At 71.3% G+C, this 25,171-nt stretch carries 14 protein-coding genes; 11 read left to right on the top strand and 3 right to left on the bottom strand.

All coding sequences use genetic code 11. The features are described 5' to 3' along the window. Nucleotides 1–2,607, bottom strand: a complete 2,607-nt coding sequence (locus P3T39_RS13305; RefSeq protein WP_280697736.1) for a helix-turn-helix transcriptional regulator — start codon at nucleotides 2,605–2,607, stop codon at nucleotides 1–3. A gap of 58 nt (nucleotides 2,608–2,665) precedes the next feature. Next, nucleotides 2,666–5,551 (bottom strand): AAA family ATPase, encoded by a 2,886-nt coding sequence (locus P3T39_RS13300; RefSeq protein ID WP_280697735.1) that lies wholly within the window; start codon nucleotides 5,549–5,551, stop codon nucleotides 2,666–2,668. Between the two features lie 405 nt (nucleotides 5,552–5,956). Between P3T39_RS13300 and P3T39_RS13295 the strand changes: the two genes are divergently transcribed. The 11 genes from P3T39_RS13295 (at nucleotide 5,957) to P3T39_RS13245 (ending at nucleotide 21,219) form a co-directional block, all read left to right on the top strand. Next, nucleotides 5,957–7,333 carry a glycosyltransferase gene (locus tag P3T39_RS13295; RefSeq protein ID WP_280697734.1) on the top strand — a complete coding sequence of 459 codons (1,377 nt, stop codon included), beginning with the start codon at nucleotides 5,957–5,959 and terminating at the stop codon, nucleotides 7,331–7,333. Nucleotides 7,334–7,398: 65 nt separating this feature from the next. Then, the gene (locus P3T39_RS13290; RefSeq protein ID WP_280697733.1) at nucleotides 7,399–8,457 is read left to right on the top strand and encodes a DegT/DnrJ/EryC1/StrS family aminotransferase; all 1,059 of its coding nucleotides are present in this window, start codon (nucleotides 7,399–7,401) and stop codon (nucleotides 8,455–8,457) included. A gap of 87 nt (nucleotides 8,458–8,544) precedes the next feature. Beyond that, nucleotides 8,545–9,723: a cytochrome P450 gene (locus tag P3T39_RS13285; RefSeq protein WP_280697732.1), complete on the top strand. Its 1,179-nt coding sequence runs from the start codon at nucleotides 8,545–8,547 to the stop codon at nucleotides 9,721–9,723. Nucleotides 9,724–9,848: 125 nt separating this feature from the next. Next, nucleotides 9,849–10,043 carry a ferredoxin gene (locus P3T39_RS13280; protein ID WP_280697731.1) on the top strand — a complete coding sequence of 65 codons (195 nt, stop codon included), beginning with the start codon at nucleotides 9,849–9,851 and terminating at the stop codon, nucleotides 10,041–10,043. Between the two features lie 51 nt (nucleotides 10,044–10,094). Further along, nucleotides 10,095–10,850, top strand: coding sequence for an alpha/beta fold hydrolase (locus P3T39_RS13275; RefSeq protein ID WP_280697730.1), 756 nt, complete (start codon nucleotides 10,095–10,097; stop codon nucleotides 10,848–10,850). Between the two features lie 58 nt (nucleotides 10,851–10,908). After that, complete coding sequence (pabB, locus tag P3T39_RS13270) at nucleotides 10,909–13,062, top strand: aminodeoxychorismate synthase component I (RefSeq protein ID WP_280697729.1); 2,154 nt, start codon at nucleotides 10,909–10,911, stop codon at nucleotides 13,060–13,062. A gap of 64 nt (nucleotides 13,063–13,126) precedes the next feature. Next, nucleotides 13,127–18,433 carry a type I polyketide synthase gene (locus P3T39_RS13265; RefSeq protein WP_280697728.1) on the top strand — a complete coding sequence of 1,769 codons (5,307 nt, stop codon included), beginning with the start codon at nucleotides 13,127–13,129 and terminating at the stop codon, nucleotides 18,431–18,433. A gap of 68 nt (nucleotides 18,434–18,501) precedes the next feature. Then, nucleotides 18,502–19,512, top strand: a complete 1,011-nt coding sequence (locus tag P3T39_RS13260) for an ATP-binding cassette domain-containing protein (RefSeq protein WP_280697727.1) — start codon at nucleotides 18,502–18,504, stop codon at nucleotides 19,510–19,512. Further along, the gene (locus tag P3T39_RS13255; RefSeq protein ID WP_280697726.1) at nucleotides 19,509–20,360 is read left to right on the top strand and encodes an ABC transporter permease; all 852 of its coding nucleotides are present in this window, start codon (nucleotides 19,509–19,511) and stop codon (nucleotides 20,358–20,360) included. Before P3T39_RS13260 ends, P3T39_RS13255 begins: the two co-directional genes overlap by 4 nt. A gap of 41 nt (nucleotides 20,361–20,401) precedes the next feature. After that, on the top strand, nucleotides 20,402–20,821 hold the full coding sequence (locus tag P3T39_RS13250) for an SDR family oxidoreductase (RefSeq protein WP_280697882.1): 420 nt from the start codon (nucleotides 20,402–20,404) through the stop codon (nucleotides 20,819–20,821). A gap of 26 nt (nucleotides 20,822–20,847) precedes the next feature. After that, on the top strand, nucleotides 20,848–21,219 hold the full coding sequence (locus P3T39_RS13245) for a MerR family transcriptional regulator (RefSeq protein WP_280697881.1): 372 nt from the start codon (nucleotides 20,848–20,850) through the stop codon (nucleotides 21,217–21,219). 392 nt (nucleotides 21,220–21,611) lie between these two features. Here the strand turns inward: P3T39_RS13245 and P3T39_RS13240 are convergent. Further along, on the bottom strand, nucleotides 21,612–25,171 hold a 3,560-nt coding region (locus P3T39_RS13240), incomplete at its 5' end, for an SDR family NAD(P)-dependent oxidoreductase (RefSeq protein ID WP_280697725.1).

Below are 25,171 nucleotides of genomic sequence, written 5' to 3'. Positions count from 1 at the left end.
TCAGCTTCCTTCCATCACACGCACCAGCGCACGCAGTTCCTGACGGCCGTCGATCCGAAGCTTGTGGTACGCCCGACTCAGCCTGAGCTCCACAGTGCGCCGCGACACCGACAGCAGGTCGGCGATGTGCTGGTTGCTGTGGCCGCGGCCGGCGAGGACCGCGGTGTGCCGTTCGGACTGCGACAGCGCGTCCCAGGCCGGAAGCGGTTCGGTCCGCGGTGCCGACGGCGGCCCGGGCCGCACCTCCTCCCGAGCGCTGGCCAGGTGCTCCCTGACCAGCTGACGGGCGGTCGACTCGGCTCGGCCCAGCGTGCTCGGGGCTCCCCAGCGCCGGGCCAGCGAGAGCTCCTCGCAGCTGCTGCGCAGTGCCTCCTCGGACCGCCCGGCCGCCTGCCAGCTCCGCGCGGCCAGCGATCGCCAGGGCAGCACGGCCGGGTTGACGTGATGGCGGCTCAGCAGTCGTCGGCCGCACTCCTGGAGCAGTTCGCCCGCCTCCGGCAGCCGGCCGTCGGCCGTGGCCACCAGAGCCCTGGCGTAGAGCAGGTGCGACCAGTGCGCGCTGTCCTGGGCGCCGGGGGCGGTCGGTGCGTCGGCGAGCGACCGGGCCCGGTCGCGGCGGCCGCTCCTCAGGTCGACGATGATGCGTACCGCCATCAGGTGCGAAGCAGCCGGGTGGGGGCGGGAGTTCGTCGCCGGCAGCCGCTCCGCTTCGGCGAGGTCCTGCTCGGCGGCGGCGAGGCGGCCGCGGCGCAGATTCAGTGCGGCGCGCACGGCCAGCACCTGCGGGACACCGATGTCCAGGTGGCTGCCGCGCAGTTCGGCGAGCAGTGCGCTCAGGCCCGCGTCGGCCTCCGCGTAGTCCTCGGTCAGACACAGCGACCTGCAGGCCGCCAGCCGTGGCAGGATCGGCGTGCCGCCCACCGTCTGCCGGTCGAGGGCCCTGCGGGCCAGTGTCCTGACCGTTTCCAATTCGACGCCGCGCACGGCGAGTTGCCAGGCCCGTGCCCCGGCCTGGGCCGGCGGGAGCGGGTCGTTGGACAGCGGGGGGACCTCCGGCAGGAACAGTTCGGTGTCGTCCCGCCCGCTCTGATCGGCCGACCAGTACAGGGCGATGAGGTTGTCCCGCTCGGTGCCACGGGCCGCGGGCAGCGCTTCGGCCACGGCTCGGCGCATTCCCTCGGTGTTGCCACAGGTGAGTTTGAGGTCGATGGCCCGGACCCGCAGCCCGGCGTGGTCACCGGTCCCGTCCCGGAGGATCCCGTCGAGTCGGCGGTCGCCCGCCTCGGGCGCGTCCACCAACTCCACGGCGGCCAACTCGAAGGTGAGCTGGGCGCGTTGGGCCGGATCCAGCGGCTCCTCCAGGGCCCGGGACAGATAGGCGGCCGCGCGCTGGTGGTTGCCCTGCCGAAGCGCGTCCGCGCAGCTGCGGCGCAGCGCGAGGAGCGCCCAGTCCGCTGCGATCGGCCGGGCGCGCAGCAGCAGTCCTGCGACGGCCCGGTCGTCCACGCCGGCACGGTGGACGAGTTCCGCGGCGCGGGCGTACAGGCAGGAGCGCTCATCGGCGGTCATCTCCTCCAGTACCCGGGCGCGCACCGCCGGGTCCATACGCCGGCCCGTGTCCGCCGGGGAGACGATCCCGGTCGCCTCCAGCTCCGCTCGCAGCCGCGCCTCGCCCAGGGAGGACAGTCCGGCGAGCATACAGACGACCGGCAGGTCGAGCAGGTCTCCGCAGACGGCCAGCGCCCGCACCACGGCCACCCCCTCGGCACACAGTCCGCGCAGCGCGCCCACGGTGTGCTCGGCCCGGACGGCCGCGCTGATCGCCCGCAGCTCCGGCACCCGTGCGGCGACCGGTCGGTGACCGTGCCGGGCGAACCGCGCGAGTGTCTCGTGCAGCACCGAGGGACTGCCCGTGCTGCTCTTGCGGGCCTCGACGGTGAACCGGTCCTCGCCCGCCGTGGCGCAGAACCGCTCCACCGCGACCGCGACCTCACCCAGGCTCAGCTCGGGGAGGACGAGCTCATGGGCGCCGGCCGGCTCCGGGGAGCAGGACGCCACGCTCAGCCAGTCCGCGCCCGCGGCCGAGACACCGCTGCCGCTCGCCAGCAGTGCCACCGGAACACCGGGTGACCGGCGCACCAGCGCCTGCAGCCAGGACAGCGACTCGGGATCGAGCCACTGGGCGTTCTCGACGACCAGGAGGGTCGGACGCTCCCGTGCGGTGGCCAGCAGTTCGGCCAGACCCGCCGGCCGCGTCGGCCGCGCCCGCCCGGCCAGGGCGCGCAGCGCGTCGTCGCCGAGCTCCAGCGGGGTCAGGAGCTGGGCGACCACCCCGTGCCACAGCTCGCACTCGACCGGGGTCGCGCGGGCACGCAGGACCCGCAGTCCGCGCTCCTCGGCCCGCCGGGAGGCCCAGCGCGCCAGGGCGTTCTGCCCGAAGCCCGGTCGGCCGGTCACGGTGACCACCGAGGGGCGGCCGGCTGCCAGTCGGGCAAGTACGGAGGTCAGCACCGCCTGTTCGCGGTCCCGGTGGAGCAGAAGTGGTTCCGTCGGCCCTGGGTAGGGGCCATTGGTTCCGGCCGAGGTGAGTCGGTAAGGCAGGTGCATGGTCGTACCAGGTCTTCGGTCGCCGTACGGTCCGTTCCTCGCAGCCCTCGACGGCGCGTCAGGGAACCCGTGCCAGGGCTCGCCCGGCGGCCGGGGTGCTGTTCAGGGCCGAGGCCAGTCCGGCGCGCCCGCTGACGCCCAACTTGCGGTACACGCTGGTCAGATGCATCTCCACGGTGCGTACGGTGACGAACAGCGATGCCGCGATCTGACGGTTGCTTGCCCCTTGCAGCGCGAGCGCCGCGACCTTTCGTTCCATTCCGGTGAGCATGTCGGCCCGGGCCGGGGTGATCTCCTGCATACGCCCTCCTGCGGTGATCAGTCGGTGCCGGGCCTCCTTCGCGAGCGCGAGCGCTCCGCAACTCCGGGCGAGGTCCGCGGCGATCCGCAGGTGTGCGCGTGCGCCCTGCGGGTGACCCGTCGTCAGCAAGGCTCGGCCGAGGACGAGTTCGGCCCTGGCCTGCTCGGTCCTGGCCGGGGAGCCGGAGAGCTTCTCGACCGCCTCGGTGAGCAGCTCGACGCCCGCCTGTCCCGGGGTGGTCGCACCGTGCGCGAGCGCCGCGAGTCCAAGTGCGCGGGCGCTGCCCCACTGCCGCGCGAGAGCGCTGCCGTGGGCCGCGATCCTCTCGGCCTCCTGGGTCCGGTTCAGGGCCGCCAGGATGTGGGTGGCGTCCGACCACCACGGCGCGAACACCGGGTTCGCCAGACCGGCCCTTTCCTGGGCGCTGCCGCAGTCGAACAGCAGCCGCAGTGCCGTCTCGCCGTCGCCCACGGCCCAGCGGGCCCGCGCACGGGCCATCAGGTACAGGTGGTACTCCAGGGCGGAGCCGTCCGGTGCCGGCTGCTCGACCCGGGCGAGCACGGCCTCGGCGCCGTCGGCCTCGCCGCAGTCGATCAGCACCGACGCCAGCGCCAGTTGCGGCATCGGCTGACAAGCGCACCGGCTCTCGGCTGCGATGCTCTCGACTGCAACCCTGGCGTCGGCCAACGCATCGGGTATCGCGCCGACGCTGTGCAGCACCAGGGCCCGGTTGGACAGGGCGAGGGCTCGAAGCCATACCGCCCCGGCCTCGGTGCTGTGCGCGAGGACGCGGTCCAGGGCCGCGAGGGCGTCCGCCGTCTCGTCGGCAAGGCCCAGGGTGACGGCCGAGGTGATCAGGGGCCAGCTGTTCGGGGCGGTACCGGAGGCGTCGAGGACACCGCGGGCGCGTTCGACCGCCCGCCGCAGCGAGCGGCCGTCCAACGCCGTCAGCAGTGCGGTCAGCGCCTCTCCCTGGAGCTGTACGGGGGTGTCGGCACAGGCCGCCGGCAGCCGTGTGGCGCGTTCGCGGATCGAGGCGGCCGCCGTCCCTGCGCGGGTGGATCCGACGATCAGGCTCGCCGCCTCCATGAGCCTGCGAAGTTCGTGGTCGGCGGGGCGGGCGGCGGGCCCGGGGTCGGCCCGGAACGCCTCCTGGAGCTCGTCGAGTTCCTTCCTGGCGGCGGCTGTCCGATGGAGCGTCAGACAGGTCATCGCGTACTGGACCGCGAACCTGGCCCTGGCCGACAGGTCGGCGGCGCCTTCCAGCGCCTCCCTGAGAAGTGCGGCCGCCCGGAAGGGATCGGTCTCGGCCAGCGATACGGCGAGCCGCAACCGCGTGGGGACGTCGTTCGGTTCCGCCTTCAGCACCCGGTACAGGTACCTGGCCGCGGTCGCCGGGGCGCCGCGGCCGTCGGCGAGCCGGGCCGCGTCCCGCAGCAGCGCGAGCATCCACGGCTCGGAAGGTCCGGGCACCTGTAGCAGGTGGCGGGCGACCTCCTCGGACGGGCGGCCGGCGTCGCTGAGCAACAGGGCCGCCCTGGTGCGCAGTTCGGCGAGTTCCCGGGGGTCGACGGGTTCGAGCACCGCGCGGCGGACCTCGTCGTGCACCAGGTCGACTCGGCCGGGAGCCACCGCCTTGGCGCGGCGCAGCAAGGTCAGGGCGTCCTCGACGAGCGCGATGGAGACTCCCGCCAGCGCGCCGACGTGGACGAGGGAGTCCTCGCCGAGTACCGCGATCGCCGTGGCCACCCTGCCGACCCAGGGGACCTGACTGTCCAGCAGCTCGCGCACGGACCGTGCGACCAGCCGTCCGCCGATCTCGGTGGCCCGGTGGCCGCCCTCCGCGTTCGGCAGCACACCGTCGCTTCGCAGTTCGTGCAGCAGACGGGTGACCGTGCGGGGGTTGCCGCCGGAGACGGCTGCCACGCGCTCGGTGAAGGCCGGGGTAACAGCCGGTCCGAAGACCTGCTGCGCCATGGCCCCGATGTCCGTCCGGGTCATGGGGCGCAGGCACAGGGTCGTGGTCAGGCGCTGTCCGGCCAAGTCCGCCCAGGCCCCGGGTACGGCGGGTTCCGGGCCGATGCGGCGGGCCAGTACCACGAGCAGCGGCAGATCGCCCGTCCGCCGGAGCAGGAAGTCCAGCCAGCGCAGCGAATGCTCGTCGCACTCATGGGCGTCGTCCAGGACGAGCGCGACCGGGCGGTGTGCCATCAGGTTCACGGTGAGGCGATAGAGCCCGTGCAGCACCTGGTAGGCGGAGGCGGGGGTGAACGGCCGCTCGTCGCCGGGTCCTGGCCGCAGTGCGGGGAGGGCGTGGCAGGCGCTGCCGTTCAGCAGCGGGTGTCCCCGCGCTTCCTCGTCCAGCAGGCCCAGCGGGCCGAAGAGTGCCCGCACCGCGGCGTAGGCACTCCGGTCGGCGTCCTCGCCGCACACCCCGTGCAGCACCGTCATCGCCCGGCATTCCTCACCGGCCAGGAATTCCCGGAGGAGGCTGGTCCTGCCCATTCCGGCGGGGCCGGCCAGAAGCGTCAGCCCCGACCTTCCGGAGCGGGCGGCCGCGGCTGCGGCGTTGAGTGCTGCGAGCTCGCCGGTGCGGCCGATAAAGATGTTGGGCGAACCAGGTATATCAGCCCGATCCAGCAAAGAAAGCCCCCCCTCGCACCGCAGAACGCCATGAACCAGACATGAACGGAAAGCGACGATTAACCTGCACCAGCCTACCCGAACCGGACTGTTATGAGCATAAGAGAACTGTCAAGAACACCCTACCGTCCCCCACGGATCCACCCTGCGGCGCGGCATTCCGGCCACCTGGAGACCCCCGAGCCGGGCTTGCTCCGACAACATCAACAAATCTGGACATACCAGGACCAAAGCGATCGAGATGCGCCTGCATACGCACGGGAATCTAAGGGTTTCCCGGCACGCCCCATGAGACCAAGAAGTCGTGCACCCAACAGACCCGCCCATCACGGGGCGCAGCTTCCGCCGGCGTCCGCGCAGGACAGGCCCCACGACTCCCGGCAGCCACCTCTCGGAGGGATTGCGATGAGCTCCGCACAACGGCCGATTCTTTTCGTCAGCCTTCCGGAAAGCGGTCTGCTCAACCCGCTGCTCGTGCTCGCGGCCGAGCTTTCCCGCCGAGAAGTGCCCGACCTGTGGTTCGCCACCGACGAGCCCAGGCGCGAGGAGGTGGGCAGCCTCGCCGTGGCGGCCCCGGTGGAGTTCGCCTCGCTCGGTGAGGTCACCCCCGAGCTGTCGGCGGTGAGTTGGGGCGACGAGGTCTACCGCGAGGTCACCCAGTCCTCCCGCTTCAAGGCGCACCGCGCGGTCATCAGGCAGTCGTACAAGCCCGCCCTCCAGGCCCGGAAGTTCCGACGGCTCGAAACCGTGGTGGACAAGGTCCGGCCGGCGCTGATGGTCATCGACTGTATGAGCAGCTTTGCCGTCGACCTGGCGCTGACCAGGGAGATCCCCTTCGTGCTGAGCGTTCCGTTCCTGCCGAGCAACGTGCTGACCTCGCACAACCCGTTCGGGAAGTCGTACACGCCGCAGCACTTCCCGGTCCCGCACTCCGGTCTGCCCTTTCCCATGAATTTCACCCAGCGCATGAGCAATCGGATGTTCAAGCTGCGGACCCTGGCGATGTTCTTCAATCCCGCCATGGGAAAGGTTCTCTCCGAGGATTCGAAAATCCGCAAGGAGCTCCGGCTCCCCCCGCCCGACCTGATGACCAGGATCGACCGTGCCGAAATGGTCCTGTGCAATTCGATTCCCGAGCTGGACTATCCGTTCGAGATTCCCGGGAAACTGAAGCTGGTCGGGGCGATGACGCCGCCGCTGCCGGAGACCGAGGTCGACGGCGGGCTGTCCCGGTGGCTCGACGCCCAGTCGTCCGTCGTCTACATGGGGTTCGGCACCATCACCCGGCTGACCAGGGAGCAGGTCGGCTCGCTGGTGGAGGTCGCCCGGCGACTGGACGGCCGGCATCAGTTCCTGTGGAAACTGCCCAAGGAACAGCAGCACCTCCTGCCCCCCGTCGAATCGCTTCCGGGCAATCTCCGGATCGAGAACTGGGTGCCCTCGCAGCTCGATGTCCTCGCCCATCCGAAGGTCGAGCTGTTCTTCACCCACGGCGGCGGCAACGGTTTCCACGAGGGCCTGTACTTCGGCAAACCCCTGGTGGTGCGGCCGCTCTGGGTGGACTGTTTCGACCAGGCCGTTCGCGGCCGGGACTTCGGCGTCAGTCTGACCCTGGACCGGCCGCAGGAGGTCGACCCGGACGATGTCGTGGACAAGCTCACCCGGGTGCTCGGCGATCCGGCCTTCCGTCAGCGGGCGCAGCGGCTCGGTGAGTTGCAGCGGGCCGCAGGGGGACGCGTCGCCGCGGCGGACCTGCTGCTCGGCCTCCCGGCCCTGACGTGACCGGGCCCCGCACCGCGCCTTCGGCGCACGGATCCCGAACTGACCAGCGACGGAACGAGGATGGAATGTCGTTCAAGTACCCCGTTTCCCGGCCGGGTCTCGACGGCCGGGAACTCGAATACGTCACCGAGACGATCAAAGAGGGCTGGATCTCCTCCCAAGGACCGTTCGTCCAGCGGTTCGAGCGGGCCTTCGCGGACTACAACCGGATCGCGCACGGCGTCGCCTGCTCGTCCGGGACGGCCGCGCTCACACTGGCACTGCGCGCGCTCGGCATCGGCCCGGGCGACGAGGTGATCGTCCCGGAGTTCACCATGGTCGCCTCCGCCTGGGCGGTCACGTACACCGGTGCGACGCCGGTCTTCGTCGACTGCGCCGACGATCTCAACATCGACGTCCGGCGGATCGAGGAGAAGATCACGCCACGGACGAAGGCCATCATGCCCGTCCATGTCTACGGACGCCGCTGCGACATGGACACGATCATGGATATCGCGTTCCAGTACAACCTCCGGGTGGTGGAGGACTCCGCCGAGGCGCACGGCATCCGCCCGGTGGGCGACATCGCCTGCTACTCGCTGTTCGCCAACAAGATCATCACTGCGGGCGAGGGCGGAATCTGCCTCACCGACGACGCCAGGCTCGCGGGGCAGCTGGCCCATCTGCGGGGAATGGCCTTCACCACGGACCACAGCTTCGTCCACAAGAAGCTCGCCTACAACTTCCGGATGACGGCCATGCAGGCGGCCGTCGCACTCGCCCAGGTGGAGCGGCTGGACGAACTCCTCGCCACCCGGCGGGAGATCGAACACCGCTACGACCAGGGCCTCAAGAACATCCCCGAGGTCACCCTGATGCCCTCGCGCGACGTGCTGTGGATGTACGACCTCCGCGTCCAACGGCGTGCGGAGCTGTGCGCGTTCCTGGCCGGCGAGGGCATCGAGACACGGCTCTTCTTCAAGCCGATGAGCCGTCAGCCCGGCTACCTCGACCCCCGCTGGCCCTCGCTCAACGCCAGCCGGTTCAGTGAGGACGGCCTGTACCTGCCGACGTACACCGCGCTGACCGCCGCCGACCAGGACTTCGTGACCGGCAGGATCCGCGCCTTCTACGACGCCCTCTGACCGGTCGTCACCGAGACAGGCACGGCAACCGCCAGGACCGGCACGGCCGCCGAGAGAGACACGGCCGCCGAGAGAGACATGGACAAGATGACGAGTACCGAACCGCGAGTGGTCGGCTTTCCACTGCGCACTCCGGGCGAACCGTTCCCACCGCCCCGTTACGAGGAGTACCGCCGGGACACCGGGCTGGTCCTCTCCTACCTGCCCAACGGCAACAAGGTCTGGCTGGTCACCCGGCACGAGGACGTGCGTGCCGTGCTGACGAACCGGAAGATCAGCTCCAACCCCGACCACAGGGGCTTCCCCAACATCAGCGACACCATGGGTGTGCCCCGGCAGGAGCAGATCCCCGGCTGGTTCGTGGGGCTCGACTCCCCCGAGCACGACCGCTTCCGCAAGGCGCTCATCCCGGAGTTCACCGTCCGGCGGGTGCGCGAGATGCGTCCGGCGATCGAGCGCACCGTGGAGGAGCGCATCGACGCGATGCTGGCCGCTGGAAACAGTGCCGACCTGGTGGCCGACTTCGCCCTTCCCGTGCCCTCGCTGGTGATCTCGACACTGCTCGGTGTCCCCCCGGTCGACCGCGACTTCTTCGAGTCCCGCACGCGCACCCTGGTGGCCATCCGTTCCTCGACCGACCAGCAGCGGGACACCGCCACCAAGGAGCTGCTGCGCTACATCAACAGGCTGGTCGCCATCAAGGAGAAGTGGCCCGGCGACGACCTCATCAGCAGGCTGCTGGCCACCGGCACGCTGCACAGCCAGGAGCTGTCCGGGGTGCTGATGCTCCTGCTGATCGCGGGCCACGAGACGACGGCCAACAACATCGCGCTCGGGGTGGTGACGCTGCTGCTGAACCCGGAGTGGATCGGCGACGACCGCGCCGTCGAGGAGACGCTGCGCTTCCACTCGGTCGCCGACCTGGTGTCCCTGCGGGTGGCCGTGGAGGACGTCGAGATCTCCGGTCAGCTCGTCAGGGCGGGCGAGGGCATCATCCCGCTGGTCGCGGCGGCCAACCACGACACGGACGCCTTCGAGTGCCCGCACAGGTTCGACCCGGCCAGGACCGAACGCCACCATGTGGCATTCGGCTACGGCGTGCACCAGTGCCTCGGGCAGAACCTCGTCCGGGTCGAGATGGAGATCGCCTACCGGAAGCTCTTCGAGCGCATCCCGGACCTGCAACTCGCCGTCCCGGTCGAGGAACTGCCGCTCAAGTACGACGGTGTGCTGTGCGGACTGCACGAGCTGCCGGTCCGCTGGTAGCACCCGCTGCCGGGATCCGCCCACAGGCCATCCGCCGTAGGAGCGTCCGCCAGTAGGCGACCCATCAGGACAGCGCAACCGGCTCCGGTGACTGCCTACCGGCGGAGCCTCTGAGAAGGAAGATCATGCGTATCACCGTTGACTCCCACCGCTGCGTCGGAGCGGGCCAGTGCGTGCTGTCCGCGCCCGAGGTGTTCGACCAGGACGAGGACGGACTCGTCACCGTCCTCACCCACCGGCCCGGCGCCGAGGAGCAGCAGGCCGTCCGGCGGGCCGACACGCTCTGCCCGTCCCGCGCCATCACCGTCCACGAGGACTGACGGACCGCCACCACACCGGCTCCCTGGCCGACCGAGAAAGGACCGAACCCCTTGAACAGCACGGACACTTCGACCGCCCTGTGGCTGCGGCGTTTCCACCCGGCGGTGGACAGCCCCGTCCGGCTGATCTGCTTTCCCCACGCGGGTGGTTCCGCCACCTTCTACCACCCCGTGTCGGCGAGGTTCTCCCCCGCCGTCGACGTGCTCGCCCTCCAGTACCCCGGGCGGCAGGACCGCCGGCGGGAGCCGTGCGTCGAGGACATCGGCACCCTGGCCGACCTCATCACCGACGAACTCCTCGCCCTGGACGAGAAGCCCACGGTCTTCTTCGGCCACAGCATGGGAGCCGTCCTCGCCTTCGAGACGGCCTGGCGGCTGGAGCAGAAGGGGCAGCACGCACCGAGGTCGGTCATCGCCTCCGGCCGCCGTGCCCCCTCCACCACCCGCACCGAGACGGTGCACAACCGCGACGACGACGGCATCCTCGCCGAACTCAGGCTGCTCAACGGTACCAACCCGCAGCTGCTGGGCGACGAGGAGATCGTCCGGATGGCGATGCCGGCGATCCGTGGCGACTACCGCGCGATCGAGAAGTACGGCTGCGCGGCGGACCGCAGGCTGCGCTGCCCGATCACCGCACTGACCGGGGACGCCGACCCGCGGACCTCGCTCGCGGAGGCGCAGTCCTGGAGCCTCCACACCGAAGGGGCGTTCCGGCTCAAGGTGTTCCCCGGCGGCCACTTCTTCCTCGCCGAGCACCAGACCGCGGTGAACGAGGAGATCTCGCGCGAACTCGGCCTGGGATGACCTCGCCTCCCGCCGTCACGCTCCCCGTCCAAGGCACGTGGAGGACAAGGACCTTCTGATGCGCACACTACTCGTCGACAACTACGACTCCTTCACCTACAACCTCTTCCACTACCTCGCCCGGGTGAACGGGCAGGAACCCGAGGTGATCCGCAACGACGACCCGTCCTGGCGGCCGAAGCTGCTCGACGCCTTCGACAACGTCGTCCTGTCCCCCGGACCCGGCACACCCCACCGCCCCGCCGACTTCGGCCTCTGCCAGGGGATCGCCGAGGAGGGGCGGCTCCCGGTGCTGGGTGTCTGCCTCGGGCACCAGGGGCTGGCCCTGGCCCACGGCGCCCGCGTGGGTCGCGCACCCGAGCCCCGGCACGGGCGCAGCTCCATGGTCCGGCACGACGGCACCGGGCTGTTCCGCGGACTGCCCGACCCGCTGGAGGTCGTCCGCTACCACTCGCTCGCCGTCACCGGTCTCTCCCCCGCCCTGGAGCCGACCGCCTGGGCCGAGGACGGTGTGGTCATGGCGCTGCGCCACCGCAGCCTTCCCCTGTGGGGGGTGCAGTTCCACCCGGAGTCGATAGGCACCGAGAACGGCCACCAACTACTGGCCAACTTCCGTGATTTGACGAAGCAGCACGGCAAACCGCGGAAGCGCAGGGATCCGGCGGCACGGCAGGGGCGCAGCGAGTCCGGGCGCACCGCCGACACCACCCGTGAGCCGGAGGTACGCCAACTGCGCGTGCTGGCCGGGCAACTGCCCACCCGCTGGGACCCCGAGGTCGTCTTCGACCAGCTGTTCCGCTCCGGCAGCCACTCCTTCTGGCTGGACAGCAGCCAGGCCGGCGGCCCGCTCGGACGTTTCTCCATCATGGGTAACGCCTCGGGGCCCCTCGCCCGGGTCGCCACCACCGATGTGTTCCGGGGCGAGGTGACCGTGGCATCCGCCGGCTCGACGCGGGTCGTCCCCGGCGAGTTCCTGGAGTGGCTGGACCGCGACCTGCGGTCGATCCAGGTCGAGGCGCCCGACCTGCCCTTCGACTTCGCGCTCGGCTGGGTCGGCTGCCTCGGCTACGAGCTGAAGGCCGAGTGCGAGGGCGACCGGGTCCACCGCTCACCCGACCCCGACGCGGTCATGGTCTTCGCCGACCGCGCGGCCGTCTTCGACCACCTCACCGGCACGACCCACCTGCTGGCCCTGGCCGAGGAGAACCACCAGGAGGCGGCCCGCAGCTGGCTGCGCGACACGGCGACGGACCTGGCGGCCCTCACCGACCGGGTGCCGGGCCCCTGCGAAGCACCCGCCGCGCACACGGGCGCGGAGCTTCGGCTCCGCCACGACCGCGAGAGCTATCTGCGGCTCATCGACGTCTGCCAGGAGGAGATCAGGGCCGGTGAGACCTACGAGGTCTGCCTCACCAACATGATCGAGACCGAGACCGGGCTCGACCCCTGGCAGTCCTACCGCTTCCTGCGCCGCGCCAGTCCCGCCCCGTTCGCCGCCTTCCTCGGCTTCGCCGAGCTGTCCGTGCTGAGCACCTCGCCCGAGCGCTTCCTGCGGATCGACCGGCACGGGCTGATGGAGTCCAAGCCCATCAAGGGGACCCGCCCCCGGGGTGCGACCCCCGAGGAGGACGCGCTGCTGGTCGCGGACCTGACGACCAGTGAGAAGGACCGGGCCGAGAACCTGATGATCGTGGATCTCGTCCGGCACGACCTCGGGCGCTCCGCCGAGGTCGGGACGGTCGTGGCCGACCCGGTCTTCCAGGTGGAGACGTACGCCACCGTCCACCAGCTGGTCAGTACGGTCCGGGCACGGCTGCGCCCCGGTACGAGCGCGGTGGCGGGGGTGCGGGCGGCGTTCCCCGGCGGTTCGATGACCGGTGCCCCGAAGATCAGGACCATGCAGATCATCGACCGTCTCGAAGCCGGGCCCCGGGGCATCTACTCCGGAGCCATCGGCTACTTCTCGCTGACCGGGGCGGCCGATCTGAGCATCACCATCCGCACCGTGGTGCTCAGCAACGGCCTGCTGCGCTACGGGGTCGGCGGCGCGATCATCGCGCTGTCGGACCCGGAGGCGGAGTTCGACGAGACGGTGGTGAAGGCGACGCCGCTGCTCACGCTCCTGGGGGCCGAGATCCCGGGACAGCGGGTCGCGTCGGGTGCTTCCGGGCCCGGGCACTTCCAGGGTGCTTCCGGGACCGGGCACTTCTAGGGCTTTCCCGGCGGCCGGCGGTCGAGCATGGAGCGGCAGACCGCCCAGTGACCTCCCGGGAGTGATGGTGTCCGTCCACAGCGATGACTACGCGATCGAAGCGGCCTCCGACTCCCAGCGGCCCGGCGGCCTCGACGGACCCGGCCTCGCGCTGAGCGGCCTCACGCTGCCGGGTGTCTTCGAGGCCGCCGTCAACGCGGCACCGGACGCCGTCGCGCTCACGGACGGGGACCGCTCACGCACCTGGCGGCAGTGGAAGTCGGAGGTCGACGCACTGGCATACGGTCTCCAGGAGCTCGGCGTCGGCATCGGCGACGTGGTGGCGATACAGCTCCCGAACTGCTGGGAGTTCGAGACCCTGCACCTCGCCGTCGCAGCCGTCGGCGCCGTCATGATGCCCATCCACCAGGGCAACGGCAGCGCCGATGTACGCGCGCTGCTGGAGCGGGTGGAGCCGGTGGTCGTCGTACTGCCCGGCGGCTCGGCCCGGGACGAGGGGGCTCCGGCCTGGCAGTCCCTCCGGTCGGCCGTCCCCTCACTGCGGGCCGTGCTGGTCGCCGGGGAGTACGACGACAGCCCGGACGTGCTCTCGGTGGACCGACTACTGGCGAGCCGGCTGGGCAGCTCGCCGCGGCCGGTCGACGTACGGCCCGAGCTGCCGTTCGTCCTCATCCCCTCCTCCGGCACCACATCGGCGCGGCCCAAGCTCTGCCTGCACAGCCACGACGGTCTGCTGTCAAACATCGAGGCCGTCGCGGCCCAGGGCGCCGACGCCTTCGGCGACGCCGTTCTGACGGCCTGCCCGCTCACCCATCTGTTCGGCCTCCAGTCGATGCACTCCGCGCTCTTCAGGGCGTGCCGCCAGGTCCTGCTGCGCAGCTGGGACCCGGACCGCTTCCTCGACCTGGCCAGGGCCGCAGGCCCCAGCACCGTCTTCGCCGTTCCGGCCCAACTGCACGACATCGTCGCGAGGTTGGCGGAGAGCCAGGAGCCCGCCGGATTCCGGCCGCGCGAGGTGAGAACCGCTGGCGCGGCGATCCCCGGCGCACTCGTCGCCGAGGTCCGGGCCGCCCTGGACACCGCCCTCGTCGTGGTCTGGGGGATGTCCGAACTCGGCACCGGCACCTGCACCGAGGCCGGTGATCCGGCCGAGGTCGCCGCGCAGAGCGTGGGACGGCCGACCCGGGGTGCGCGAGTGCGGATCGTCGACGAGGACGGGACTGAACTGCCCCCGGGCGAGTCGGGCGAACTCCAGTACCACAGCCCGAGCATGTTCCGCGGCTACTACGGCGAGGCCGAGCTGACCCGCTCGGCGGTGACGGCGGACGGCTGGCTGCGCACCGGCGACCTCGCAAGCCTCGACGAGGACGGCCGCCTCCACTTCGACGGACGCTCGGCCGAGCTGATCAATGTGGGCGGACGGAAGTTCAACGCCACCGAGATCCAGGGCCTGCTGGCCGACCTGCCGGGCATCGGCCCGCTGGCCGTGGTCGGAATGAAGGACCGCCGTCTTGGCGAGCTGCCGTGCCTGGTCGTCACCGGCCGCGCGAGCAGGTCGATCGGCCTCACCGAGGTGACCGCGTTCCTGCGGGAGCGAGGGGTCGCCGACTACAAGATCCCGCTGGAGCTGGTGACGGTCGACGACCTCCCCCGGACACCGGCGGGAAAGCTCCACCGGCGGGCGCTGGAGGCGCTGCTGGCCACCAACGCCGTCGCGGCCGACCCTGCCGGCCCCCCGGCGGCGCAACCGATCAGCTTCGGCCGGGCCCTGGACCTCGTGCGCTCGTGCGTCACCGAGGTGCTGGGCCCCGACGCCGAGGTCTCCCCCATCCAGCCGGGGGCGACCTTCCGCAGCCACGGCCTGGACTCGATCCGGAGCATCCGGCTGCGCAACCTGCTGGTCGAGGCGACCGGCCTGCCACTCCCGGTCAGTCTGGCCTTCGACTACCCCAACCCGGCGGCGGTGGCCCGGGTGCTGACCGGTCAGGCCGACGAGGCCGGTAGCCGCGAGGCCGGTGACGGCAACCTCCCGCTGCTCACGGGCGAGGCACCGGGCGAAGGAGGGGCCGAGCCGGTGGCCATCGTCGGGATGGCCTGCCGACTGCCCGGCGAAGTGGCCTCCCCGGACGACCTCTGGACGCTCCTGGTGGGCGAGGGCGACGCGATCTCCCCCTTCCCGGCCGACCGCGGCTGGGAGCTCGACCGGCTGTTCCACCCGGACCCGGAGCACCGGGGCACCTCGTACGTCCAGGAGGGCGGATTCCTCCACGACGCGGGCCACTTCGACGCCGGTTTCTTCGGGCTCTCGCAGCGGGAGGCGCTGGCGACCGATCCGCAGCAGCGGCTGCTGCTGGAGACGGCCTGGGAGGCACTGGAGCGGGCCGAGATCGACCCGACGACGCTGCACGGCAGCCAGACCGGCGTCTTCACCGGCGCGATGTACCACGACTACGGCATGAACTCTCCCGTCGGCAAGGGCGAGTTGGAGGGACTCATCGGGATCGGTACGACCAGCAGCGCGCTGGCCGGGCGGATCTCGTACACCTTCGGCTTCGAGGGCCCGGCACTGACGGTCGACACGTCCTGCTCGTCCTCGCTGGTCGCCCTGCACCTGGCGTGCCGGTCACTGCGTTCGGGCGAGTCGTCGCTCGCCCTCGCCGGCGGTGTCGCCGTCATGGCGACACCGTCGCCCTTCGTGGAGTTCTCCAGGCTGCGCGGGCTGTCCCCGGACGGCCGCTGCAAGTCCTTCGCGGATGCCGCCGACGGCGCGGCCTGGTCGGAAGGCGTCGGGCTGCTCGTCCTGGAACGCCTGAGCGACGCCCAGCGCAACGGACACCGGGTACTGGCCGTCGTCCGCGGCACCGCCGTCAACCAGGACGGTGCCTCCAACGGGCTCACCGCACCGAACGGGCCCGCACAGCGGCGCGTCATCCGCCGCGCCCTGGCCGACGCGCGGCTGACCCCGGCCGAGGTGGACGTGGTGGAGGCCCACGGCACGGGGACGATGCTGGGCGACCCGATCGAGGCCCAGGCCCTGCTCGCGACCTACGGTCAGGGCCGGTCGCAGGACCGGCCGCTGTGGCTGGGGTCGGTGAAGTCGAACATCGGGCATGCGCAGGCCGCCGCCGGGGTCGCCGGAGTGATCAAGATGGTGCTGGCTATGCAGCACGGCCTCCTTCCGAGGACGCTGCATGTGGACGCACCGTCGTCCAAGGTGGACTGGTCCGCCGGCGCCGTGAGGCTGCTGACCGCTTCTCAGCCCTGGCCACGGGAGGACGGCCGGGCACGCCGGGCGGGTGTGTCCTCGTTCGGGGTCAGCGGCACCAACGCGCATCTGGTCCTGGAAGAGGCTCCGACGCGGTCCGTGCCCGAGACGGTCGCTGCGGCGGGGACCGGTGGCGGCGCCGTGCCGTGGATACTGTCCGCCCGCAGCCCGTCCGCGCTGCGCGCGCAGGCCCGACGGCTGGCCGGCCATGCGGCGGCGCACCCCGAACTGTCCGCCCGTGACATCGCCTACGCGCTGGCCACCACCCGCGCCCCGCACGACCACGGCACCTTCGTCGTCGGCTCCGGCCGGGACGAGCTGATCGCGGCGGTGGCGGCCCTCGGCGACGACGAGTCGTCCCCGGTGGTCCTGCCGGAGCGTGCGGGTGGCGGAAAACTGGCCTTCGTCCTCACCGGGCAGGGCAGCCAGCGCCTCGGTATGGGCCGCGGGCTCGCCGAGTCGTTCCCGGTGTTCGACGCGGCGCTGCGCGAGGTCTGCGCCGTGCTCGACCCGCTGCTGGACCGGCCGCTGGCATCCGTGATGTGGGGCGGCCCCGGGACCGGAGCCGATGCCGGGACCGCGGGCCTCCTCGACGGCACCCGGTACGCGCAGCCCGCGCTCTTCGCCTTCGAGGTCGCGCTGTTCCGGCTGTTCGAGTCCTGGGGAGTGACCCCGGACCACCTGGTGGGCCATTCGGTCGGCGAGATCGCCGCCGCCCATGTCGCGGGAGTGCTCTCCCTCCCGGACGCCTGCACGCTGGTCGAGGCCCGGGGAAGGCTGATGCAGGCCCTCCCCCCGGGCGGGACGATGCTGGCGGTGGGCATGGCGGAGGACGACCTCGCCCGATGGCTGACGGACCAGAGCGATCTGCCGGACCTGGCAGACCTGGTGTCGATCGCGGCGGTGAACGGCCCGCGCTCCGCCGTCCTCTCCGGTGCGCAGGCTCCCCTCGCGGAACTCGCCGACCGGCTGCGTACCGCCGGGCACCGGATCAGAGGGCTCGTGGTCAGCCACGCCTTCCACTCCCCGCTGATGACCCCCATGCTGGCGGACTTCCGGGCCGTGATCGAGCGCCTCTCCTTCGCCGCTCCCACCATCCCGCTGGTCTCCGGCCTCACCGGGCGCCCGCTGACCGAGCAGGAAGCCCGGGACCCCGGCTACTGGGTGCGGCACGTCCGGGAGCCGGTCAGGTTCAAGGACGCGATCGAGCACCTGCGAGATGAACAGACAGACTGCTTCGTGGAGTTGGGCCCCGACGCGGCGCTCGCTCCGATGGTCGACGAGTGCCTGGCCGCCGCCCGCGCGAACGGGCCGGCGGCGGCCGTCGCACCTGCCGTCGTACCCACCCTGAGTCGCGACGAGGACGAAGAGCGGGCGGTGCTCACGGCGGTCGGCCGACTGCACCTGCGAGGAGTACCCGTCGCGTGGGCGTCGGTCCTGCCCGGGGCCGAGCCGGTGCCCCTGCCCACGTACCCGTTCCAGCGTCAGGGGTACTGGATCCCCCAGGAGTTCGGGGCCGGCGGTGCACCCGTCGAAGGCGAGGCGGTCGAAGGTGACGCGGTCGAACGCCGGTCGGCCGAGCGCGAGTCGCTGCTGACCCTGGCCGCACGGCTGACCGGGCTGGACGACGACGAACAGGACGCTCTCGTGCTGCGCATCGTCCTGGCCGAGACCGGAGCCGTTCTCGGCGGTCGTAAGCCGAACGACTCGGACGCCGCCAGGTCCTTCTCGGACATGGGCATCAACTCGGTGAAGGCGATCGAACTGCGCAACCGGCTCATCGCGGCCACCGGAGTGCGTCTGCCCGCCACCCTCGTGTTCGACCGTCCCACGCCCGCCGCCGTCGTCCGCCTCGTACGAGAGGGCCTCGCCGGGTCTGCGACGGGATCCCCTCGTTCCGCTGCCGAGCGCTCCGCCGCCGAGCTCGTGGACGAACTGGAGAGTCTGCTCTCGGCGGGAGCGGGCGTCGACACGGACACCGCCGCCCGGCTCAAGGACATCGCAAGGCGCTGGGGCCAGGACCAGGTCGCGGCGAGCCCCGCTTTCGACCTCGACACGGCCACCGACGAGGACCTCTTCCGCCTCATGGACGGCGCCAACGGCTAGGGCCTGCCCTGTCCACCCGATCGCATCGTCACCCAAGCCCACCACCGACCAACCGCTGGAGGTCATCCATGACCGGGCTCGCCGCGCCTCCCCCCGACTCCCGGGCGACAACCGGGGAGATCATGATCGAGGCGCAGGACGTCAGCAAGGTCTTCGGTTCCGTACGCGCACTGGACTCGGTGAACATCTCCGTGCCCAGGGGGACCGTACTCGCGCTGCTCGGCCACAACGGAGCAGGCAAGACCACGCTCGTCGGCGTGCTCACCGCCGCGCTGCCGCTCACCTCGGGGCGGGCCGCGGTCGCCGGGTTCGACGTGGCGCGCCAGCCGCAGGAGATCCGCCGGCGTATCGGTCTCACCGGCCAGTTCGCCTCGGTCGACGGCCAGTTGAGCGGCCGGGACAACCTCCTCCTGATCGCCCGGCTGCTGGGTGCGGGCCGCAGGGCCGCGCAGGCGCGGGCCGACGAGCTGCTGGAGCTGTTCGCGCTCGGCGAGGTCGCCACGCGCCGTGCCCGCACCTACTCCGGGGGGCTTCGAAGGCGCCTCGACCTCGCCGCGAGTCTGGTCGGCCGGCCCGAGGTCATCTTCCTGGACGAGCCCACCACGGGACTCGACCCGTCGAGCCGGCTCAACCTGTGGGAGATCGTGGAGAACCTCGTCGCCGACGGGACCACCGTTCTGCTCACAACGCAGTACCTGGACGAGGCGGACCGGCTCGCGGACAGCATCGCGGTGCTGTCCGCCGGGTCGGTGATCGCGAGCGGGACCGCAGCGGAGCTGAAGGCCAAGGTCGGTCAGCGCACCGTGACCGTCACCCTCGACGGCCAGGACGACCCGGCCGCCGCCGTCGAGGCACTGCGGCGCGCGTCCATGGAGCCGGTGACCGGCCTCGACAACGGCGCGATCATCATCCCGATCGGCGCCTCGAAGGAGATCGCGGCCGTGATCCGAGCGCTCGACCGCGTAGGGATCGAGGCAGCCGAACTGTCGTTCGGCGAACCGAGCCTGGACGACGTCTACCTCACCCTGGCCGAACAGCCCTCGCTGCTCGCGCCGCTGTCCGAAAGGCCGAGCGCATGAGTACGACGACCACAACCCGGACGGCCGACCCGATCGACCCGGCCCCCGCGGCCGCCACGCCACCGGTGTGGCACGGCAGTTCGGTGCTCCTCCAGATCCGGGTGCTCACCGGGCGGTCCCTGCGTGCGCTGGTGACCGACCCGGGCGTGGTGCTGTTCGGACTGCTGCAACCGGTGGTCATCCTCGTCGTACTGACCCAGGTCTTCAGCAAGATGGGGCAGCCGCCCCACTTCCCTGCCGGGGTCACCTACCTCGACTTCGTCCTGCCCGCCGTCCTGATCGACAACGCCGTGCAGTCCGCGGTGCAGTCCGGGGTCGGGCTGGTCGACGACCTCAAGAACGGGATCGTCGCCCGGCTGCGGTCCCTGCCGATCGTCCCCAGCTCGCTGCTGATCGCCCGGAGCCTCGCCAACCTGGTCCGCAGCGCGGTCCAGGCGGTCATCCTGCTGGCGCTGGCCATCGGCGTGCTCGGCTACTCCCCGCGCGGTGGCGCGACCGAGCTCGCGGCATCGGTCGGGCTGACGCTGTTCATCAGCTGGTCCCTTGGGTGGGCGTTCATCGCCGCAGGTGCCTGGCTGCGGCGCGCGGAGCCGATGCAGAACCTCGCGGTCATCGCGATCCTCCCGCTGATGTTCGCCTCCAGCGCCTACATCCCCGTCGCCGACCTGCCGGCCTGGCTGGCCGCAGTCGCGAAGGTCAACCCACTGACGTACGCGATCGACGCGACCCGCGCCCTCGCCCTCGGCATCCCCGGTGTCGATGCCGCAGTGCCCGCCCTGCTGTTCGGCGGCGCCATCGCGGTGGTGGGCGCGACGTTCGCGGTACTGGGGTTCCGCCGTCCCATGTAGGACGGCGGTCTGCGCGCGGCGACGGAACGGGCGGCGCGAGGATCACGGCTTCACGGGCCTTCGCCACCGATGGTGCTCACGTCGTCGCGATCGGGCGGCGGGCCGAGCCGCTGAAGGAGACCGCAGCCGGGCAGCGGGCCTGGCCCGGCAGCTCGGTCTACGCGGCCACCAAAACCGCCCTGGAGCTGCTGACCCGCAGCTGGGCGGTCGAGCTGGCACCCCGCGGGATCCGGGTGGTGGCGGTCGCTCCGGGCGCGGTCGACACCCCGATCGGCGAGCACCAGGGACTGACCCCGGAGCGGATGGCGGCGGTGCGGCAGTGGCAGTTGGCGCACACCCCGCTGGGCCGGATCGGCCGACCGGAGGAGGTGGCCTGGGCGATCACCCAGCTTGCTTCCCCGGCCGCCTCGTTCGTCACCGGGGTGGTACTCCCGGTCGACGGCGGGGCGGTGGTGGCGTGATAGAGGTAGTCGGGGAGGTGAAGGCGATGCTGATCGGCGAGCTCGCCAAGGCGACCGGGACGACCAGCCGCGCGCTGCGGCACTACGAGCAGGCCGGGCTGATCTCCTCGGAGCGAGCCCCCAACGGCTACCGCAGCTACGAAGAGCAGGCGGTGGTGCGGGTCCGCAACATCCGCTACCTGCTGGCCGCCGGGCTCACCCTGGACGACGTGCAGGTGTTCCTGCCGTGCCTGGACGGAGACGTGGCTGCGGCACCGACCTCCGACAAGGGCCTGCGGGTCGCACTGGAGCGGCTGGCCGTGCTCAACGAACGCATCGCCGCCCAGACCGAGGCCCGAGACCGGCTGGAGGCGGCGCTTCAGCAGAGAACCGGCGAACGGATCCGTTCGGCGGCCTGACCGCCGCCCCCGGTCGAGATCCAGCGGATGCCGAGTGGTTGACGGTACGTCGGTCGGCGCCGAGCAGGTGACGCGCAGTGCCCGGGCGGACAAAGTGCCCGCTCCGCCCGGGTGAGCCGGAGCGCACCGGTGACGGCGTCCGGGCTCCGCGGCGCCGGGTGCGGTCCCCGGGCCTGCTCAATGCGGGCGTAGTACCAAGTTTCTGTCTCCCTATTCGCCACCTCCCTGAGTTCCGGGTATCGGCTGCACCTGGATCGGCCGATCTGTCGGCGGCATCGTCGACGCTGCGGTCAGTTCCGCAGCACTCGTCACCGGTGCCAGACCCCTGGGGGCCCGGCTTCTGTTGAAGTCCGGTCCCCCAGGGGCGGGTTGTGCGGCTCACGAGGTGACGGTCACGACAGGCCCAGCTCGTTGTCGAGGAGGTCGAAGACCTCTTCGTCGGAGGCGGCGTCGAAGTCGAACCCGCCACTCTCGGAGGTCGAGACCTCACTGCCTCGGAGAGTCCCCCACTTCGCCCTGAGGACCTCCAGGCGGCCGGCGACCTGCTCGTACACTTCCTCGCTGACCTCCAGGTCTCCGAAGGCCCGCTCCAGCTTCTCCAGTTCGGCCAGGATCGCTCCCGGCCCGGCCGGCTCCTGCGGCGCGAGCGCGAGCTGGGTGAACAGGTGATCCACGAGTTCCACGGGCGTCGGGTAGTCGAAGACCAGGGTGGCCGGCAGGCGGACCCCGGCGAGCGTGCTCAGCCGGTTCCGCAGCTCGACCGCGGTCAGCGAGTCGAATCCGAGCTCCTGGAAGGCCCGTTCCGGATCCACGTCCGTCGCCCTGGCGTGCCCGAGGACGATCGCGACCTGGCCGCGCACCGCCTCCAGCAGGCCCTCGCGCCGCTCGGCCTCTGGCAGCGCCGACAGGCGCTGGACGAGGTCGCTGCCTGCGCCGGTGCCTCCCGCGGTCGCGCTACGGCGTACAGGCGTGCGGATCAGCCCGCGCAGCAGCGCCGGTACTTCACCCCGGGCGCGAAGCGCCGCGAGGTCCAGCTGCACGGGCAGCACGCTCGGCTCCGCGCCGACCACGGCCCTGTCGAACAGCGCCAGCCCCTGTTCCGGGGAGAGCGGCGGCATCCCGGCACGTGCCATCCGCTGGGCTTCGGCCTCGCTCAGCTCGCCGGTCATACCGGCGCTCTGAGCCCAGGGACCCCAGGCGAGCGAGAGTCCGGGCAGGTCCTGCGCCCGGCGATACCGTGCGAGCGCGTCCAGGAAGGCGTTGGCCGCCGCGTAGTTCGCCTGCCCCGGATTGCCGAGCGTGCCCGCTGCGGAGGAGAAGACGACGAAGGCGTCGAGGTCGAGTCCGGCGGTGGCCTCGTGGAGGTTCCACGCGGCGTCCACCTTAGGCCGCAGCACGGCCGCCACACGCTCGGGAGTGAGCGATGCGATCACACCGTCGTCCAGCACACCCGCCGTGTGCACCACAGCCCGGACGGGGTAACGGGCGATCAGATCGGCCACGGCCGAACGGTCCGCGACATCACACGCCTCGACGACCACCTCGGCCCCGAGAGCAGCGAGCTCTGCGATGAGTTCGCCAACACCGTCGGCCTCCGCCCCACGACGGCTCACCAGCAGCAGACTCCGCACCCCGTGCTCAACCACCAGATGACGGGCCACCACCCGGCCCAGACCACCCGTACCACCCGTGACCAGCACCGTTCCCCCGGCACCCCACACCGGCCCGCCGACCGACTCAGACACGGCCACCCGCGCCAGCCGGGCCACCAGCACCTCACCATCCCGGACCATCACCTGCGGCTCATCCAGAGCGAGAACCTGCGAAAGCACCGCCTGGCACGCCCGGTCGTCACCATCGAGATCCACCAGACCGAACCGGCCCGGATTCTCCGACAACGCCGACCGCACCAGACCCCACACCGACGCCCCGGCCAAATCCACACCGGAAACCGCACCACGCGTCACAAACACCAGACGAGAATCAGCGAACCGCTCATCCGCCAACCACGACTGCACCAGACCCAGCACCCGCGACACCAGCGCATGCACCGACTCCACCACACCACCGGAACCGGCAGCGGCCAACGCAACCAGCACAGTGCTCGGAACATCGACAGCGAGCTCCGCCAGAGCGGCCGTCTCCAGCTCGATCTCGGCATACGGCGCAGACACACCGTCCATCAACTGAACAGGCGCCCAGTCGAGCCGGAACAGCGAATCGCGGGAGACCACACCCTCGTTCAGCTGGTCGGCGGATATCGGCCGTACCGCCAGGGAGTCCACGGAGGCAACCATGGCGCCCGAGGTGTCAGCGATCGCCAGCGACAGCGCACCGCCGTCACCGGACCGCGTCAACCGCACCCGCACCGCCGAAGCACCCGCCGCATACAGCGACACCCCGGCCCACGAGAACGGCACACCACCCGAAGCACCATCCTCATCGCCCATGAACGCCGAGGTGTGCAGACCGGCGTCGAACAGCGCCGGGTGCAGACCGAACGCACCACCGTCGACGCCCTCGGGAAGCGCGACCTCCGCGAACACCTCGTCGTCTAGGCGCCAGGCAGCCCGCAAGCCCTGGAACACCGGGCCGTACTCGAAGCCGCCCTCGGCCATCCGGCCGTAGAGGCCGCTCACGTCCAGCTGCTCAGCACCCGCCGGCGGCCACACCGACGCATCGAACGACACCGGCACCGCGCCAGACGCCAGCACACCACTCGCATGCTGTGTCCAAGTCGCCTGCTGGCTGCCCCCAGGCCGGGAGTGAACACTCACCGCACGCCGTCCCGATTCGTCCGGCGCACCCACGCTCACCTGTAGCTGCACGCTGCCCTGCTCGGGCAGCACCAGCGGCGCGGCCAGCGTCAACTCCTCCACCACATCACAGCCGACCTCGTCACCGGCCCGCACCGCGAGTTCAAGCAGCGCCGTACCCGGCACCAACACCGAACCCATCACCACATGATCCGCCAGCCACGGATGCGACTGCACCGACAGACGGCCCGTGAACAAGAACCCGTCGGAACCCGCCAGTTCCACAGCACCCGTCAGCAACGGATGCTCCGCCGCCTTCATCCCGACGGACTCCGCGCCCCGACCCACAGACGCAGAACTCGGCCAGAAGCGCTGGTGCTGGAACGCGTAGGTGGGCAGTTCCACGCTGCGGGCACCCGTCCCGGCGAAGAGCGCGGTCCAGTCCACCTTCGCGCCGTGGACGTGCAGCTGCGCCAGCGCGTGAAGCGCCGAGGACTCCTCAGGCCTGCCCTTCCGCAGCACCGGAACCAGCACGGTCGCGGTAGCGTCGTCAGGAACCGAGTCGGCGGCCAACGCGGACAGCACACCGTCCGGGCCCACCTCCAGGAACCGGGACACACCCTCAGCGTGCAGCGTCCGCACACCGTCCGCGAAACGCACCGCCTCGCGGACGTGCTCCACCCAGTACTGCGGAGAGCACAGCTGCTCGCTCGTGGCCAACGCACCCGTCAGGTTCGACACCACAGGGATCTCGGGCGTCTGAAGCGACAGGCCCTCCAGGACCCGGCCGAACTCTTCGAGCATCGGGTCCATCAACGGCGAGTGGAACGCATGCGAGACCCGCAGCCGCGACACCTTCCGCCCCTGCGCCTCGAAGTGGGCACGAACCGCCTCCACCGCCTCCTCGGCACCGGAGACCACCACCGACGACGGCCCGTTAACCGCCGCAACCGACACCAACTCACCCAGCAACGGCAGAACTTCATCCTCACCGGCCTGAACCGCCAGCATCGCCCCACCCGCCGGCAACGCCTGCATCAACCGACCCCGAGCCGCCACCAACGCACACGCATCCGCCAGCGAGAACACCCCGGCCACATACGCCGCAGCCACCTCACCGATCGAATGCCCCGCCACGAAGTCCGGCCGCACACCCCACGACCGAACCAGCCGGAACAACGCCACCTCGACCGCGA

The sequence above is a fragment of the Kitasatospora sp. GP82 genome, assembly GCF_029892105.1.
Lineage (GTDB): Bacteria > Actinomycetota > Actinomycetes > Streptomycetales > Streptomycetaceae > Kitasatospora.
This window is presented reverse-complemented; position numbering and strand designations above follow the sequence as displayed.